This is a genomic window from Defluviimonas sp. SAOS-178_SWC (assembly GCF_039830135.1).
In the GTDB taxonomy this organism is placed as follows: domain Bacteria; phylum Pseudomonadota; class Alphaproteobacteria; order Rhodobacterales; family Rhodobacteraceae; genus Albidovulum.
In genome coordinates this window covers 3,794,564-3,810,817 of record NZ_CP156081.1, presented here as the reverse complement: position 1 = coordinate 3,810,817, position 16,254 = coordinate 3,794,564, and the positions used below count along the sequence as shown (strand labels likewise).

Sequence of the window (16,254 nt, the reverse complement as noted above, 5' to 3'; positions counted from 1 at the left end):
GGGGCGTGATGGACAGGGCCGAAATCACACGCTCCGCCGACCTTGCCGCCTTCCGCCGGTCGCCGTCGGAGGTCATGCGCCTCGCCCGGATGGGCAGCGCCCATCCGATGCGTCTGTCGTTCCTGCGAATCCTTCTTCGGCGGATGCGGGCCGAAGGCTGGCGCTTCGACCGGCCGGTCTGGGACATCGACGAGAAGGGCGTCGGTCGCGCCGTCTATCGTGCCAAGGGGCCGGAGCGGACCTACAGCCTCGTCGCCTTCGCCCATGACCTGCCGGACGAGATGCGCTCCGACCGGGTGATCGCCACCGCCTGGGACGCCACCTTCGCGCTTTTTGACGGTGGCCCGAGCCCGGCCGACCTCGACCGGCTGGAAGCAAATGTGCCCTTGCAGGAGGCCGGCCGCATCGGCCCGAGCGAGCTGAGCCTCAGCCGGGCGAACCGCTCGGTCCGGCTTTTCGCGCATGTGGTCGGCCGTCTTGCCGCCGGGCAGCAGCCCGACGCGGCGGAGCTTGCCGCCGTCGGCTATCTGATGCGCACGACGGCGGTCTACGGCGCGGGGAAGTTCGGCGCCGCCGACCGCACCGCGATTGCTGGCCGCCCTGAACTGTCGGCGCCTTTTCAGGCCGAGATGCTGTCGGTCTGGCTCACCCGCGCCTTCACCGTCGATATCGTCGAGCATCTCGCGGCGGCGCGGGGGGGCGCGAAAGCCGTCCGCCTCGATCCCGCGCTCAAGCGCGGCCTTGGAGTCGGCAATTCGACCGGTCTCGGCATGGCGCCGTTTCTCGTCCGCCATCCGGTCCTTCTCAACAACTGGATGGCCGCCCGCGAGGAGGCGCTGGCGCGGGTCCGGGCGCAAAACGCGGTATCGGACGCCGCTGTCGCCGGGTTTCGGTCCGCGCTCGCCGCCGCTCGGGACAACGTTGCGGCCTGGCGTTCGGAGCATCCCTTGCAAGTTGCGAAGCTCGCCGACCTCTGGCGCGATCTCGACCGGATCGGCGGCTATCTGCCCGGCTGGCCCGGCGCGAACCCGCATCCCTGGGATGCGCTCTGGCGCTGGGGGAAGGGCGCGCTGTCGCTGGAAGGTCAGGAGGCGCTGCTTGCGCTGATGCTGGAACCGCACGGGGCGCTGGTCGACGATCTCGCCGCGACGATGAGCGCGGACGAAGCGGCCGCATTCCGGATCGACGGGGCGATGACGGCCGGCACCTTGCGCGACATCCTGCGCGACCGATACGGCTGGGCGCTGAAGATCGATTTCACGCAAAGGGACAATACGGCGCGGTTCTGGTATGTCTCGGAAGAGAAGCTGGAACCAAGGATCGGCGAGCGACACGAAGAGCCGGGGGCGGAGCTTGAGCAGCCGCTCTGTATCGCGCGGCTCGCCTGCGAACTGGCCGAGGCTCTGACCGGTTGGGACGCCGAGGCGCCGCTCGCCCGGTTCCTCCTTGCGCATCCGGAGCACCGCTACATGGTCCGCCGCGCGCAGATCGCGCAACGTCACCCCTTCGCCGAGGTGCAGGACAACCTGATCGCCGCCGACATGCTGCCGATCGACCTCATGCGCTGCAAGCTCGCCTTTTTTGGGGCCAGCCGCTTCGATCCCCGGTCCGACAAGTGGGTGCGCATCAGTCTGTTTCAGGGGGAGCCCTATCCGTCGGACCTTGCCGGGGAGGATGGATGATGAAGACGGATCCCCACGATCCCACCCGATCCGGGCCGCCGCCCAGTTCGGCCGCCTCTATCCGGTACTCGCGCAATGAGATCGAGGCGCTTTCGATGAAAGCCGCGCGTGGCGCCGGGATGAACTGGGGGCTGGCGGAGGAGGCGGGCTTTGCCGCTGGCTGGCTCGCCGCGCAGGGGCTTGACGGCGCTGGGGCGCTTCTGGCGCTTTTCGACGCCGCACGGCAGGACGACAAGGGGCGGAGCCCCGTGATTGAAGACGGCATCTGGCGCGCGCCGGGGGCGGACGGGCTCTGCCCGATCGCGCTTGGCGCCGCGCTCAGCGATCATGCAGGCTTGCACAAAGGACCGATGGCGAGGGGCGGCCCTGAAACCGGGCCGGTGAACCGGCCGATCCTTGTCGTGCCCTTTCTCGCGCTCATCGCGGAGCGCGACGGCGGCGCGATCTCGCTGAACTGGCCGAAGGGCAGTCTCGCCGTAACGGCCGCCGGGATCTGGCCCATGGATGCTGCCGTTCGGCTTCTGGCTGAACCGTCAGCGCCTCTGAAGATCGCCGGCACCTTGGCGGTGCCACCCGTCCTGCCGGCCGGCCCGCTCTCTCCGCTTTCCGGCGCCGCCGCGTCCGGCCTGAACGTCCTTGCCATGAGAACGACCGTGCCCGCCTCGGAAACGTCGCGCAAGGGCGCCGGCGCGGCCGCAAGCGACAACGACTAGCGGTGGAACGCGGCAGCCCGCCTCGCAGAGGACAGGCTGTCGTCTTGCCTCGCCGAGGTGGTGCACTTCCTGCAACCCGCAGACGGGTGTCCTCTCGGAGCCTAACGACACGTCGGGTCAGTTTCAGGACGGCAAAGGCGTTGTAGACGTCGGGGAGACTGCCGAGGAACTGGCGGGCGAACTGATCAACGAGATTGAACTCATGGGGCGGTGTAAGGCATCCGCCTAGCACTACAATGATGGGAGGCGCAGAGGGTCGGAATCGTGGGTTCCGGCCCTTTTTCGGTTACCCCAAGCGTTACTCAGCAAAGAAAAGACCCGTGCTTGCGGGCCTGTTTTTCTTCTAAGTCTTTGATTTGTTTGGTGGAGCCAAGGGGGGTCGAACCCCTGACCTCTTGAATGCCATTCAAGCGCTCTCCCAACTGAGCTATGGCCCCACCGGAGGTCCGGGCGCGCAGCCCGTGTGCCCGGCGATATAGGCAAGCGGGACGGGGGGCGCAAGCGAAAAGTGGCGCGCGCCGAAAGTTCGGGGCCGGGTGGGCCGGTAGCGGAAAACGAAACGGGCGCGGCCGTGGCCGCACCCGTTTCCGAACCCGCGTGAAACTGCCTTTACGGCCGGTCAGCCTTCGTCCTCGTTCGTCGCGACATCGGCGATATCGTCGAGCGAGACGTCATCGTCGTCGTCCTCGAGAAGATCGTCGTCGAGATCGTCGTCGCCCGCATCGTTGTCGAGATCATCGTCATCCGTCAGGTCGTCGGCATCCACGACGAGATCCTTCGACGGGGTCTTTTCGGAGATCATCGCCCGGCCGCGCCCGGCGACGAGGCTTTCGGCCGTGAAGGTATGACCGCATTCGGGGCAGGTCATCGGGTCGCGCTGCAGATCGTAGAACCGGCTGGCGCAGTGCGGGCAGAGGCGCTTGACGCCCCATTCGTCCTTGGGCATGGAACACTCCTTCCGTGCACGTCTATTCGAGAGTCGCAGCCAACTGCCACAAGAGGGCGGGGCTGTCAAAGGCTTTCGGCTGCAATTCGCGCGGGGGTGCGTTTCGGGCTTTTCGCGCCCGGCAGGCCGAGTATTCTGGCGCCGTCGGAAGGAGGGGGTATGACCCGCCACATGCTGTCGGGCGAACCGCCCGTCGAAATCACCTTGCGCCGTTCGGCCCGGGCGCGACGGTTCTCGCTGCGCGTCTCGCGGCTGGACGGGCGGGTGACCCTGTCGATGCCCGCGCGCGCGCGGGAGGCCGAGGCGCTGAGCTTCGCCGAAGCCAAGGCCGGATGGCTGCGCGCCGTCCTGAGCGGCACGGCCGTGCGGCAGGGCGTCGTTTTTGGAGCGCCGGTTCCGTTCGAAGGGCGGGATCTGACCGTCACCCCGGCGAATGTGCGCGCGGTCAGGATCGAGGCGCAGGCGCTTCTCGTGCCGCCCGATCCCGAACGGCTGGGCGCGCGGGTCGCGGCCTTCCTCAAGCTCGCCGCCCGGCAGCGGTTGCAGGCCTCCTGCGAGAGCCATGCCGCGACGCTCGGCCGTGGCTATTCGCGGATCACATTGCGCGATACCCGGTCGCGCTGGGGGTCTTGCACGGCCGATGGCGGGCTGATGTTCTCCTGGCGGCTGATCATGGCGCCGCCCGAGGTTCTCGACTACGTGGCCGCGCACGAGGTCGCGCATCTTGCCGAGATGAACCATTCGCCGGATTTCTGGGCCATCGTGGCGCGGCTGATGCCGGGCTATCAGCCGCACCGGCGGTGGCTGCGCGAGAATGGCGGCGCATTGCACCGGCTGGACTTCGCCGCTGCCCCGGGGAGCGGCGCAACGGGTGATTGACGGCGGCCTGGGTCTTGTGATCACATCCCGACATGCTGACCCAGACGCGACCTTCCGATACCGGCGCATCCGCCCACGACCGGCTGTACCGGTCGCTGCGCCAGCAGATCATGCATGGCGAACTGGCGCCCGGCCAGGCGCTGACGCTGCGGGGGTTGGCGAAAAGCTATGGCGTGTCGATGACGCCGGCGCGCGAGGCGCTGAGGCGGCTCGCCGCGGAAGGGGCGCTGACGCTGTCGGCCTCGGGGCGGGTCGCGACGCCGGATCTGTCGCATGAGCGAATCGAGGAGCTGGCGACGCTCCGGGCGCTGATCGAGACGGAGCTTGCCAGCCGGGCGCTGCCGCGGGCGCATCTGGCGCTCATCGAACGTCTCCAGACGATCAACATGGCCAATGCCGAGGCGGCGGTGAAGCGCGACGCGGTGGCCTATATCCGCACCAACCTGGAGTTTCACCGCACGCTCTATCTGCGCGCCCAGGCACCGGCGATGCTGGCGATGGCCGAGACGGTGTGGTTGCAGCTCGGGCCGACGATGCGCGCGCTCTATTCCCGGATTGCGCGGTCAGAACCGCCGCAGCATCACCGCATGATCATCGCCGCGCTGAAGGCGGGCGATGAACCGGCGCTGCGGCTGGCGGTCCGCACCGACGTCACGCAAGGTTTGCGGCACCTGACGGCCTGACCACCGCCGCGCGATCAGGAGTGGATCGGCCCGTCGCCGCAGGCGAGCGCCGCTTCCCGCACGGCCTCGGAGAAGGTCGGGTGGGCGTGGCAGGTGAGCGCGATGTCCTCCGCGGAGGCGCCGAACTCCATGCCGACGCAGATCTCGTGGATCAGTTCGCCCGCCGCGGGCCCGATGATATGGGCGCCGAGGACGCGGTCGGTCTCCTTGTCGGCCAGAAGCTTCACGAAGCCCTCGCCCTGGAACACCGCCTTGGCCCGGCCGTTGCCCATGAAGGCGAACTTACCGACCTTGTAGGCGCGGCCCTCCTCCTTCAGCTGCTCCTCGGTCTTGCCGACGCTGGCGACCTCGGGCGTCGTGTAGATCACGCCGGGGATCACGCCGTAGTTCACATGACCGGCCTTGCCGGCGAGGATCTCGGCCAGCGCCATGCCCTCGTCTTCGGCCTTGTGGGCGAGCATCGGGCCGGTGATCGCGTCGCCGATCGCGTAGATCCCCTTGATATTCGTGGCGAAATGGCCGTCGGTCTTGATCTGGCCACGGCTCTCCATCTCGACCCCGAGCGCCCCTAGCCCAAGACCTTCGGTATAGGGTTTCCGCCCCGTCGCGACGAGGACGACCTCGGCGTCGAGGTTCCCCTCGCTGTCGTCCTTGCGCAGTTTGTAGCGGACGGTCGCCTTGCCGCGCTTGACCTCGGCGCTCTGAACGGCGGCGCCGAGGATGAACTTGAGGCCCTGGCGTGAGAGGATGCGCTGGAAGGTCTTGGCGGTGTCGCCGTCCATGCCGGGGGTGATCGCGTCGAGATATTCGACGACCGTCACCTCGGCCCCGAGCCGGGCATAGACCGACCCCATCTCGAGTCCGATGACGCCGGCGCCGATGACCACCATCGACTTCGGCACCTTCGGCAGCGCGAGCGCGCCGGTCGAGGTGACGATGGTTTTTTCGTCCACGGTCACGCCGGGCAGGCTCGAGGGTTCGGAACCGGTGGCGATGACGATGTTCCTGGCCGAATGAACCTCGTCCCCGACCTTGATCTTGCCGGGTTCCGGGATCGTGCCCCAGCCTTTCAGCCAGGTTATCTTGTTCTTCTTGAAGAGAAATTCGATGCCCTTGGTGTTCTGGCCGATGACATCGTCCTTGTAGGCGAGCATCTGCGTCCAGTCGACGGACGGGGCGCTGCCCTTCAGGCCCATCTTTGCGAAGTTGTGCTCGGCCTCGTGCAGCATGTGGCTGGCATGAAGAAGCGCTTTCGAAGGGATGCAGCCGACGTTGAGGCAGGTGCCGCCGAGCGTCTCGCGGCCCTCGACTACGGCGGTCTTGAGCCCGAGCTGGGCGCAGCGGATCGCCGAGACATATCCGCCGGGACCGGCGCCGATGATGATCACGTCGAACTCAGCCATGGGATGCTCCTTCAGAAATCTGGCGTCGGTTTTGCGTCGGGGTGGCGTAGCGCATCCGTCATACATCCGTAACTACAGGCGTAGCTACATGCGGAGGGCGGTCCGGGGGGCCGTCTGCCCTCCGCCGCGGCCCCCGTGGGCCGCGCGCCCCGAGAGTATTTCGGAACAGAAGAAGGGGTCATGAGGCCATCAGCGCCATGAGATAGAGGACGACCGTCGCGGCGAAACCAGCGGTCCAGAGAAGTGTGCGGATGCCGGTGAGGCCGAGGCCGTAGGCCGGCACGTAGAGCACCCGCGCCACGACAAAGACCTGCGCGGCGGTGAGGGTGGCGCCGCCGAAGCCCTCCTTGAGCGCGAGGATCAGGATCGCCGGGGCGAAGAGCGCCATCGCGGTGATCGAGTTCGTGAGCGCCCTGTCGAGGCGGCCGGTGATGCCGGTCAGCGTCCGGTGTTCGTCGCGCGAGGAGAGAAGATAGCCCATGCCGAGCTGCCCCATCGCGCCGGTCATCTTGAGGATCAGGATGAGGCAGGTGAAGAGCCCGTAGAGTGCGAGGATGTTCAGTTCGCTGGACATGTCGGTTTTCCTTCTGCGCCTTTCGTGGCCAAGGCTGTGCCGCCGCGCCGTGGAGGTCAAGGCCATAGCGGCGGTGCCCCCTCCATGCGAGGGAGGGGATGGGGGGAGGTCCCGCCCTGCGCTTGCCGCTGACGTCATAAACAAGTGCAAAGGGCATGTCAGCCAGCCTCCTCCGGGCCATAGCCGAGCCAGTCAAGGTCTCGCGCATAAATCTTCCCGATCTTCCTGCGAGCCTCGGGAGAGAGCCAGTCCGTGCGGGCGAGATATTCCTGTCGGTTGGAGTGGGGGAGGTCGAAGTCTGCGGGCAAGGGCCGGTCGAGCTGCACGGCCGTGGCGCGATAGAAGGCTCGCATGTCTTCGAGGCGGCCGACGATATCCGGGCGGTAGAGATCCGGGAGGATGTTGTCGATCTGGGGGCGCCAATGCGGGTTGATCGCGAGGTTGCCGAGGCTCTCTCCCGTCCACATGATATAGTCGAGAAACATCGAGAAGCCGCGCGCGCTGCGCGCGTCGGACTCCCAGTTGAAGCCCAGCAACGCATTCATGCGCAGCCGGTCTGCCGCAAACCAGTCATGCGCCAGATCGTTGGACTTGCACAAGTATTCGAAGGCTGAAACCGCGCGCGTCAGCGGATGGCGAACCGTCGTCAGGCGCAAGGCTGCGTCGAGAGTGGCGAAAGGTGTCGATAGGGCTACCGCTGCGCGCAGCACACCCGTTTCCCCCTGAAGGTAATGGACGACGCTATCGGGGTTGATGTCATGACGCACGTTCCAGTGAACCGTCAGAGGGGCGCCAAACTCCAGTTCGAAGAGAAAGCGCCGCGCCGAGGAGGTTCCCGCCTTCCCGTTGTTGAGGAAAGACCAGGTCAGGCTTGCGGGCAGGTGAATCGATGCCAGATAGCGGGCGACCTGCTCAGGGCGGCTGAAAATGTGCCGGTGACGTTCCGCAACGCGTTCCTGCAAGGCCCGACGCTTCGGCTGTGGCACCTCGGGTTCGACGAAGAGGCGGGGAACAGGCGAAGGCATTGTGACACTCCGTGGGAGAGGCTTTGGTCGCGGATCCCGCCCTTGGCCGCGGCCCGGGCTATCTGCCCGGCATCAAGGGTGGCGGCAAGAAAGGGCGTCTGCCATTCCGGTTTTGCTTTTGTGCCTGTCTCGGCTCGGCAAATTTGTCCAACTGGTCTGGGAAGGGGCGCTTGGCGCGTCCCGTCCCAGAGCTGCTTGTTCGGGGATCACAAATCCATCAGGAGCCTGCGCGGGTCTTCCAGCGCCTCTTTCACCCGGACGAGGAAGGTCACAGCACCCTTGCCGTCGACGATGCGGTGGTCGTAGCTCAGCGCCAGGTACATCATCGGGCGGATCACGATCTGGCCGTTCACCACGACCGGGCGGTCCTGGATCTTGTGCATGCCGAGGATGCCCGATTGCGGCGGGTTCAGGATCGGCGAGGACATCAGGGAGCCGTAGACGCCGCCGTTCGAGATGGTGAAGCTGCCGCCCTGCATCTCGGCCATGGAGAGCTTGCCGTCGCGGGCGCGGACGCCAAGCTCGGCGATCTTTTTCTCGATCGCGGCGAAGCCCATCTGGTCGGCATCGCGGACGACCGGGACGACGAGGCCGGTCGGCGTGCCGACAGCGACGCCCATATGGACGAAGTTCTTGTAGACCACGTCGCCGCCGTCGATCTCGGCATTGACCTCGGGCACCTCCTTCAGCGCGTGGCAGCAGGCCTTCACGAAGAAGGACATGAAGCCGAGCTTCACCCCGTGCTTCTTCTCGAACTGGTCCTTGTATTCGTTCCGGAGCGCCATGATGCCCGACATGTCGACCTCGTTGTAGGTCGTGAGCATCGCGGCGGTGTTCTGCGCGTCCTTGAGGCGGCGGGCGATGGTAGCGCGGAGGCGCGTCATCTTCACGCGCTCCTCTCGGGCGGCATCCTCGGCCGGGACCGGGGCGCGCGGCGCGGCGGCCGGGGCGGGCGCGGCGGAGGCGACAGCGGGCGCGGCCTGGACGGCGCCGGCAGCGGCCTTGGCCACGTCTTCCTTCATGATGCGGCCATCCTTGCCGGTGCCGGTGACCTGAGCGGCGGTCAGGCCGGCCTCGGCCATCGCCTTCTTCGCCGAGGGCGCGTCCTCGACGTCCTTGCCGCTGGCGGCGGGCGTAGCGGCCGGGGCCGGTTCCGCCTTGGCCGGGGCCGGGGCGGCGCCGGCGGCGCCTTCGCCCACGACCGCGAGCCGGGCCTTGGCATCGACGGTCGTGCCTTCGGGGGCGACGATCTCTGCCAGCACACCGGCGACGGGCGAGGGAACCTCCACCGAAACCTTGTCGGTCTCAAGCTCGCACAGCATCTCGTCGACGGCGACGGCATCGCCGACCTTCTTGAACCAGGTGGAGACGGTCGCCTCGGTCACGCTTTCGCCGAGGGTGGGAACCATTACATCGGTGTTCTTGCCAGACATCTTGCCCTCTTCGGCTTTCGGCGCGGCGGCTGCGGCGCTTTTCTTGGGGGTAATCTCTTCGGGGCCGGCATCGCCGGCCTCGGCGATCTGGGCGAGAAGCGCGTTCACGCCCACCGTTTCGCCTTCCTTCGCGACGATCTCGGCAAGGCGGCCGGCGGCGGGCGCGGGCACCTCCACCGTCACCTTGTCGGTTTCCAGTTCGCACAGCATCTCGTCGACCGCGACCATCTCGCCCGGTTTCTTGAACCAGGTGGCGACGGTCGCCTCGGTCACGCTTTCGCCGAGCGTGGGGACGCGGACCTCGGTTGTCATCAGGCTTTCTCTCCCAGGGTAAGGGCTTCGTTCACCAGCGCCTCCTGCTCGGCCTTGTGGCGCGAGGCGAGGCCGGTCGCGGGCGAGGCGGAGGCGGTGCGGCCGACATAGCGGGGGCGCGCCGATTTGGCGCCGATCCGGCCGAGCACCCATTCGAGGTTGGGCTCGACAAAAGTCCAGGCGCCCTGGTTCTTCGGCTCTTCCTGGCACCAGATCATCTCGGCGCCCTTGAAGCGCTCAAGCTCCTTCACCATCGCTTGGGCGGGGAAGGGGTAGAACTGTTCGAGCCGGAGCAGGTAGATGTCGTCGATGCCGCGCTTGTCGCGTTCGGCCAGAAGGTCGAAATAGACCTTGCCGGAGCACATCACAACGCGCTTGATCTTCTTGTCGGCGACGAGCTTCGTCTCGGAATGCCCCTTCTGCGCGTCGTCCCAGAGAACACGGTGGAAGCCGGACCCGGTGGTGAAATCCTCGGCGTCAGAGACGCAGAGCGGATGGCGCAGCAGCGATTTCGGCGTCATCAGGATCAGGGGCTTGCGGAACGGCCGGTGCACCTGGCGGCGCAGGATGTGGAAGTAGTTCGCCGGGGTCGAGCAGTTGGCGACGATCCAGTTGTCCTGCGCGCATTGCTGGAGGAAACGCTCGAGCCGGCCGGAGGAGTGTTCGGGCCCCTGACCCTCGAACCCGTGCGGCAGAAGGCAGACGAGGCCGGACATCCTGAGCCACTTCGATTCGCCCGACGAGATGAACTGGTCGAACATGATCTGGGCGCCGTTGGCGAAGTCGCCGAACTGGGCTTCCCACATCACGAGCGCGTTCGGCTCGGCCAGCGAGTAGCCGTATTCGAAGCCGAGGACCGCGTATTCGGAGAGCATCGAGTCGATGACCTCGTAGCGCGCCTGGCCGGCCTTGACGTGGTTGAGCGGGTAATAGCGTTCTTCCGTCGTCTGGTCGATGAAGGCCGAGTGGCGCTGCGAGAAGGTGCCGCGGGTGCAGTCCTGGCCGGCGAGGCGGACCGGATAGCCCTCGGTCACGAGGCTTCCGAAGGCAATCGCTTCGGCCGTGGCCCAGTCGAAGCCGTGACCGGACTTGAACATCTGGGACTTCGCCTCGAGCTGGCGGGCGACGGTCTTGTGGAGGTCGAAGCCGTCCGGCGCGCGGGTCAGCGCGGTGCCGATCTCGGTCATCGTCTTCTTGCTGATCGCGGTCTTGCCGGGCGAGTATTCGCCGTCTTCCCGGCTCATATGCGACCAGCGGCCGTCGAGCCAGTCGGCCTTGTTCGGCTTGTAGTTCTTGCCGGTCTCGAATTCCTCGTTCAGATGCGCCTGGAAGGCGGCCTTCATGTCCTCGATCTCGCCTTCCGGGATCAGGCCGTCCTTGACCAGACGCTCGGTATAGAGCTGGAGCGTGGTCTTGTGGGTCTTGATGGCCTTGTACATCTGCGGATTGGTGAACATCGGCTCGTCGCCTTCGTTGTGACCGAAGCGGCGGTAGCAGAACATGTCGATGACCACGTCCTTGTGGAACTTCTGGCGGAACTCGGTCGCGACCTTGGCGGCGTGGACGACGGCCTCCGGGTCGTCGCCGTTGACGTGGAAGATCGGCGCCTCGACCATCAGCGCGAGGTCGGTCGGGTAGGGCGAGGAGCGCGAGAAGTGCGGCGCGGTGGTGAAGCCGATCTGGTTGTTGACGACGATATGCATCGTGCCGCCGGTACGGTGACCGACGAGGCCGGAGAGGCCGAAGCATTCGGCCACCACGCCTTGCCCCGCGAAGGCCGCGTCGCCGTGCAAGAGGATCGGCAGCACCTTGGTGCGGTCGCTGTCGTTCAGCTGCGCCTGCTTGGCGCGGACCTTGCCGAGAACGACCGGGTTCACCGCCTCGAGGTGCGAGGGGTTCGCGGTCAGCGACAGGTGCACGGTGTTGCCGTCGAAGGTCCGGTCGGACGAGGCGCCGAGGTGGTACTTCACGTCGCCGGAACCGTCGACATCCTCGGGCTTGAAGCTGCCGCCCTGGAATTCGTTGAAGATCGCCCGGTAGGGCTTGGCCATCACGTTGGCGAGCACACTGAGGCGGCCGCGATGCGGCATGCCGACGACGATCTCCTCCACGCCGAGATTGCCGCCGCGCTTGACGATCTGTTCCATCGCCGGGATCAGCGCCTCGCCGCCATCGAGGCCGAAGCGCTTGGTGCCCATATACTTGACGTGCAGGAACTTCTCGAAGCCCTCGGCCTCGACGAGCTTGTTCAGGATCGCCTTCCGGCCCTCGCGGGTGAAGGCGATTTCCTTGCCGTAGCCCTCGATCCGTTCCTTCAGCCAGCCGGCCTGCTCGGGATCGGAGATGTGCATGTATTGGAGCGCGAAAGTCCCGCAATAGGTGCGCTTCACGATGTCGAGGATCTGCCGCATCGACGCGAAATCGAGGCCGAGAACCTTGTCGATGAAGATCGGCCGGTCCATGTCGGCCTCGGAAAAGCCGTAGGAGCGCGGGTCGAGCTCGGGATGCGGCTTCTCGCTTCTCATGCCGAGCGGATCGAGATCGGCGACGAGGTGGCCGCGGATCCGGTAGGCGCGGATGATCATCAGGGCGCGGATCGAATCGAGGACCGCCCGCTTGATCTGGTCTTCGGTGACGGCGACGCCCGCCTCGGCGGCCTTCGCCTTGATCTTGTCGCCGGCGCCCTTCATCTCCTTCGCCGCGATCGGCCATTCGCCGGTCAGCGCGGCGGTCAGGTCGTCGGCCGGAACCGGCGGCCAGTCGGCCCGCTCCCAGGACGCGCCCTGCGCCTCGCGGCGGACATCGGTCTCGGTGTCGCCGAGCGAATGGAAGAACGCGGCCCAGCTTGCATCCACGGCCGCCGGGTCATTGGCGAACCGCGCGTAGAGCTGTTCGACATATTCGGCATTCGCGCCTTGCAGGAAGGAGGAGGCGTGGAACTGGTCGTTGGGTTTCTGTTCGGTCATGATCTCTCTCGGCGGGGCTCAGACCCGGCCGCTCCTGTCATCATGGATATGGCCGCGCGGGTCTCGTGCAGCCGGGTGAAGGGGAGGCGTCATGTGCGCTTCCCCGAAAGGGCGCCGGTCAATCGGCCAACGAGGCCCTTCGGCTTCGGATGGGCGGATTTCGGCGGCGTGCTTTCGCCGTAGCCGAAGCGGGCGAAGTCCTCGGCGTAGAACTCGGCGACGCGGGCCAGCGTCTCGGACGAGGGTTTCAGGCGCTCGGCATCGGGGGACATGCCCTTCTTGCGGACATTCTCGGCCGGGATGCTGCGCGGACCGTTGGTGTCGCCCGCAAGCGCGTCGAGATGCGGCACGATCTTGTCGAGCCCGTCCTCGAGACGGAAGATGGTCGCGCCCGCCGGCACGATGGCTGATTGCGGGCAGAGGTGGTTGTCGTAAAGGAACGGTTCGGCCTCGGCCCGTTTCAGCCAGTCGTCGAACCATTCGTCGATGGACCAGAGCGCGGCGACGGTGCCCTCGACCTCCACCTGGTACTGGAAGGCCGAGACGAGCCGCTTCACCGGATGGCGCACCACCGCGAAGGAGGACGCGATCCAGTCTTCCGGGATCAGCCGGGAAAAGGCGGCGAAGGGCAGGTGCTGCGGCGAGGATTTCGTCCACCGCCGCGCCTCGGGCAGGTCGAGGAAGCGGGTGTCGAGGAAGCCGAGCGCGCCGAAGCGGGTCTTCAGATAGGCTTCCACCGACGACCCGCCGCATTTCGGGACGTGCGCGTAGTAGTGAAGTTTGTCACCGACACGAAAAACCGGCATTCCTACCCTCCCCGGGTTTCGCCCCGGACCGTCCGGGGCGAAACGTCGATCAGCCGATCGCCTTCAACACCGCTTCGCCGAGCGTGGCCGGGCTGTCGGCGACGACGATCCCGGCGCTCTTCATCGCCTCGATCTTCGATTCCGCGTCGCCCTTGCCGCCCGCCACGATGGCGCCGGCATGGCCCATGCGGCGGCCCTTCGGCGCGGTGCGGCCGGCGATGAACCCGGCGACCGGCTTCCATCGGCCCTTCTTCTTCTGCTGGCTGAGGAACTCCGCCGCCTCTTCCTCGGCGCTGCCGCCGATCTCGCCGATCATGATGATCGACTGGGTCTCGGGATCGTCGAGGAACATGTTCAGGACGTCGATATGCTCGGTCCCCTTGATCGGGTCGCCGCCGATGCCGACGGCCGAGGACTGGCCGAGGCCGAGGTCGGTCGTCTGCTTCACCGCCTCATAGGTCAGCGTGCCCGAGCGCGAGACGACGCCGCAGGAGCCCTTCGCGTGGATATGGCCGGGCATGATGCCGATCTTGCATTCGCCGGGGGTGATGACACCGGGGCAGTTCGGGCCGACGAGGCGGCTCTTGGAGCCTTCGATGGCGCGCTTCACCTTCATCATGTCGAGGACCGGGATGCCCTCGGTGATGCAGACGATCAGCTCCATTTCGGCGTCGATCGCCTCGAGGATCGAGTCGGCCGCGAAGGGAGGGGGCACGTAGATCACCGACGCATTCGCTTCCGTGGCGCGCTTGGCTTCATGCACCGAATTGAAGACCGGCAGCCCGATATGGGTCTGGCCGCCTTTGCCCGGCGTCACGCCGCCGACCATCTTGGTGCCGTAGGCGATCGCCTGTTCGGTGTGGAAGGTGCCTTGGCTGCCGGTGAGGCCCTGGCAGATGACTTTGGTGTTCTTGTTGACCAGTACGGACATATCTATCCCCTATTGAGCCGGGAAGTGCACTGACATTGCGTCGACATAAGAAAACGCCATTCCGAATGGATCGACGTGGATCTTTTCGCCGCGGTCAGATTGAACTTCAAGAAATGTTAAGCGCCACTCATGCCCAACCTGCATAACTTGGGATTTCCGTTGATTAACAAAGATCTTCAGATGCCTGGCATGTACGATCTTGTTAATTACTTCCCACAGGTCAGTAGTTGGATTGAAGTCGTCGAGTTGTTCAGTGAGGCGCCAGCGCCCGACGTTGATCTGAATCCCCTTGACGACTTTGATTTCAATAGCTCGCCGAGCGTTGATCGTAAAAGCGAACACGTGGTCGATGAATTGGCGTTGTGCTTCGGTGATGATCTCTTCGTTCGGAAAGTACTCTGCTGAACTGAACGCCATTAGGGCAATCGCTTCTCGATATGCAGCTTGGTGCGCTGCTCTTGCAGCACCCTCTTCCGACAGACCGTCGAAACGTCCGGGGAGGTCTTGGAACCCCATTACCCTTTCACCGCTTTGACGATTTTCTGTGCGGCGTCGGAAAGATTGTCCCCCGCGATCACGTTCAGGCCGGAATTCTCGATGATCTCCTTGCCCTTCTCGACGTTGGTCCCCTCAAGCCGGACGACCAGCGGCACCTGAAGGCCCACTTCCTTCACCGCCGCGATCACGCCCTCGGCGATGACGTCGCAGCGCATGATGCCGCCGAAGATGTTGACGAGGATGCCCTTCACGTTCGGGTCGGAGGTGATGATCTTGAAGGCCTCGGTCACCTTCTCCTTGGTGGCGCCGCCGCCCACGTCGAGGAAGTTGGCGGGCTCCGCGCCGTAAAGCTTGATGATGTCCATCGTCGCCATCGCAAGACCGGCGCCGTTCACCATGCAGCCGATCTCGCCGTCGAGCGCGATGTAGTTGAGGTCGAACTTCGACGCGGCGAGTTCCTTCGGGTCCTCCTCGGTCTCGTCGCGAAGGGCGGCGATGTCGGGGTGGCGGTAGATCGCGTTGCCGTCGAAGCCCATCTTGGCGTCGAGGCATTTGAGGTTGCCGTCGGTGCCGACGATCAGCGGGTTGATCTCAAGCATCTCCATGTCCTTCTCGACGAAGAGCTTGTAGAGCGTCTTGATCAGGCCCACGCACTGCTTGACCTGGGCGCCCTCCAGCCCGAGCGCGAAGGCGACGCGGCGGCCGTGGAAGTCCGACAGGCCAGAGGCCGGGTCGACGGAGAAGGACAGGATCTTCTCGGGCGTCTTTGCCGCGACGTCCTCGATATCCATGCCGCCCTCGGTCGAGCAGACGAAGGAGATGCGGCTGGTCCCGCGATCGACGAGAACGGCGAGGTAAAGCTCGCGCGCGATGTCGGAGCCGTCCTCGATATAGATGCGGTTGACTTGCTTGCCGGCGGGGCCGGTCTGGTGCGTCACGAGCGTGCGGCCGAGCATCTGCTTGGCGAGCGCTGCGGCCTCCTCGACCGACTTGGCGAGGCGGACGCCGCCCTTTTCACCGGCCTCGGCTTCCTTGAAGTGGCCCTTGCCGCGGCCGCCGGCATGGATCTGCGCCTTGACGACCCAGAGCGGGCCGTCGAGTTCGCCTGCCGCCGTCTTGGCCTCTTCCGCCCGCAGGACCGGGCGGCCGTCGGAAACCGGAGCGCCGTAGCTGCGCAGCAATGCCTTGGCCTGGTATTCGTGGATGTTCATCGCGATGTCCCCGTATCCGTTCGGTTTGGAGCACGTGATGGCACAAGCGGCGCGGGCGGAGAAATGATAAATGCGGGAAATCGGCCGGATCGGCCGAAAACCGCAAATTTGTGATCACAGCAAGAAATGGTGTGATCACAAACCGGAAGCGCTTGGGAGAAATTTGTTGGGGAAGGGAGATTCGCGCCGCCG

14 protein-coding genes and 1 tRNA gene are annotated in these 16,254 nt (G+C 65.9%); 4 read left to right on the top strand and 11 right to left on the bottom strand.

Annotated features, from left to right (window positions below; translation table 11 throughout):
• Positions 1-8 precede the first annotated feature (8 nt).
• Complete coding sequence (locus V5734_RS19620; protein ID WP_347311287.1) at positions 9-1,682, top strand: hypothetical protein; 1,674 nt, start codon at positions 9-11, stop codon at positions 1,680-1,682.
• A complete protein-coding gene (locus V5734_RS19615) occupies positions 1,682-2,395 on the top strand; it encodes a DUF3726 domain-containing protein (protein ID WP_347311286.1) in 714 nt (237 codons plus the stop codon). The genes V5734_RS19620 and V5734_RS19615 overlap by 1 nt, the downstream gene beginning before the upstream one ends.
• A 361-nt stretch (positions 2,396-2,756) precedes the next feature.
• Here the strand turns inward: V5734_RS19615 and V5734_RS19610 are convergent.
• Positions 2,757-2,832: transfer RNA gene (locus V5734_RS19610), tRNA-Ala, on the bottom strand.
• A 182-nt stretch (positions 2,833-3,014) separates the two neighbouring features.
• Entirely contained in the window at positions 3,015-3,341 is a 327-nt protein-coding gene (locus V5734_RS19605; protein WP_347311285.1) for an FYDLN acid domain-containing protein, read from the bottom strand.
• A gap of 159 nt (positions 3,342-3,500) precedes the next feature.
• Here V5734_RS19605 and V5734_RS19600 point away from each other — a divergent pair, with 159 nt between their 5' ends.
• Positions 3,501-4,220: a M48 family metallopeptidase gene (locus V5734_RS19600; RefSeq protein ID WP_347311284.1), complete on the top strand. Its 720-nt coding sequence runs from the start codon at positions 3,501-3,503 to the stop codon at positions 4,218-4,220.
• A 32-nt stretch (positions 4,221-4,252) separates the two neighbouring features.
• Positions 4,253-4,903 carry a GntR family transcriptional regulator gene (locus tag V5734_RS19595; protein WP_347311283.1) on the top strand — a complete coding sequence of 217 codons (651 nt, stop codon included), beginning with the start codon at positions 4,253-4,255 and terminating at the stop codon, positions 4,901-4,903.
• Between the two features lie 14 nt (positions 4,904-4,917).
• On the opposite strand, the gene lpdA is transcribed toward V5734_RS19595, so the two are convergent.
• The 9 genes from lpdA to sucC all read right to left on the bottom strand — a co-directional run bounded on the left by lpdA (position 4,918) and on the right by sucC (position 16,062).
• Entirely contained in the window at positions 4,918-6,306 is a 1,389-nt protein-coding gene (gene lpdA / locus V5734_RS19590) for a dihydrolipoyl dehydrogenase (protein ID WP_347311282.1), read from the bottom strand.
• Between the two features lie 178 nt (positions 6,307-6,484).
• Positions 6,485-6,880 (bottom strand): MAPEG family protein, encoded by a 396-nt coding sequence (locus V5734_RS19585; RefSeq protein WP_347311281.1) that lies wholly within the window; start codon positions 6,878-6,880, stop codon positions 6,485-6,487.
• 158 nt (positions 6,881-7,038) lie between these two features.
• Positions 7,039-7,842: a sulfotransferase family 2 domain-containing protein gene (locus V5734_RS19580; protein ID WP_347311280.1), complete on the bottom strand. Its 804-nt coding sequence runs from the start codon at positions 7,840-7,842 to the stop codon at positions 7,039-7,041.
• Between the two features lie 269 nt (positions 7,843-8,111).
• Positions 8,112-9,650 (bottom strand): 2-oxoglutarate dehydrogenase complex dihydrolipoyllysine-residue succinyltransferase, encoded by a 1,539-nt coding sequence (gene odhB / locus V5734_RS19575; RefSeq protein WP_347311279.1) that lies wholly within the window; start codon positions 9,648-9,650, stop codon positions 8,112-8,114.
• Positions 9,650-12,616: a 2-oxoglutarate dehydrogenase E1 component gene (locus tag V5734_RS19570; RefSeq protein WP_347311278.1), complete on the bottom strand. Its 2,967-nt coding sequence runs from the start codon at positions 12,614-12,616 to the stop codon at positions 9,650-9,652. The genes odhB and V5734_RS19570 overlap by 1 nt, the downstream gene beginning before the upstream one ends.
• Before the next feature lie 89 nt (positions 12,617-12,705).
• The gene (locus V5734_RS19565) at positions 12,706-13,422 is read right to left on the bottom strand and encodes a sulfotransferase family 2 domain-containing protein (RefSeq protein WP_347311277.1); all 717 of its coding nucleotides are present in this window, start codon (positions 13,420-13,422) and stop codon (positions 12,706-12,708) included.
• Positions 13,423-13,471: 49 nt separating this feature from the next.
• Entirely contained in the window at positions 13,472-14,353 is an 882-nt protein-coding gene (gene sucD, locus V5734_RS19560; protein WP_347311276.1) for a succinate--CoA ligase subunit alpha, read from the bottom strand.
• A 9-nt stretch (positions 14,354-14,362) separates the two neighbouring features.
• Positions 14,363-14,869, bottom strand: a complete 507-nt coding sequence (locus V5734_RS19555; protein WP_347311275.1) for a hypothetical protein — start codon at positions 14,867-14,869, stop codon at positions 14,363-14,365.
• On the bottom strand, positions 14,869-16,062 hold the full coding sequence (gene sucC, locus V5734_RS19550; RefSeq protein ID WP_347311274.1) for an ADP-forming succinate--CoA ligase subunit beta: 1,194 nt from the start codon (positions 16,060-16,062) through the stop codon (positions 14,869-14,871). The genes V5734_RS19555 and sucC overlap by 1 nt, the downstream gene beginning before the upstream one ends.
• Positions 16,063-16,254 lie beyond the last annotated feature (192 nt).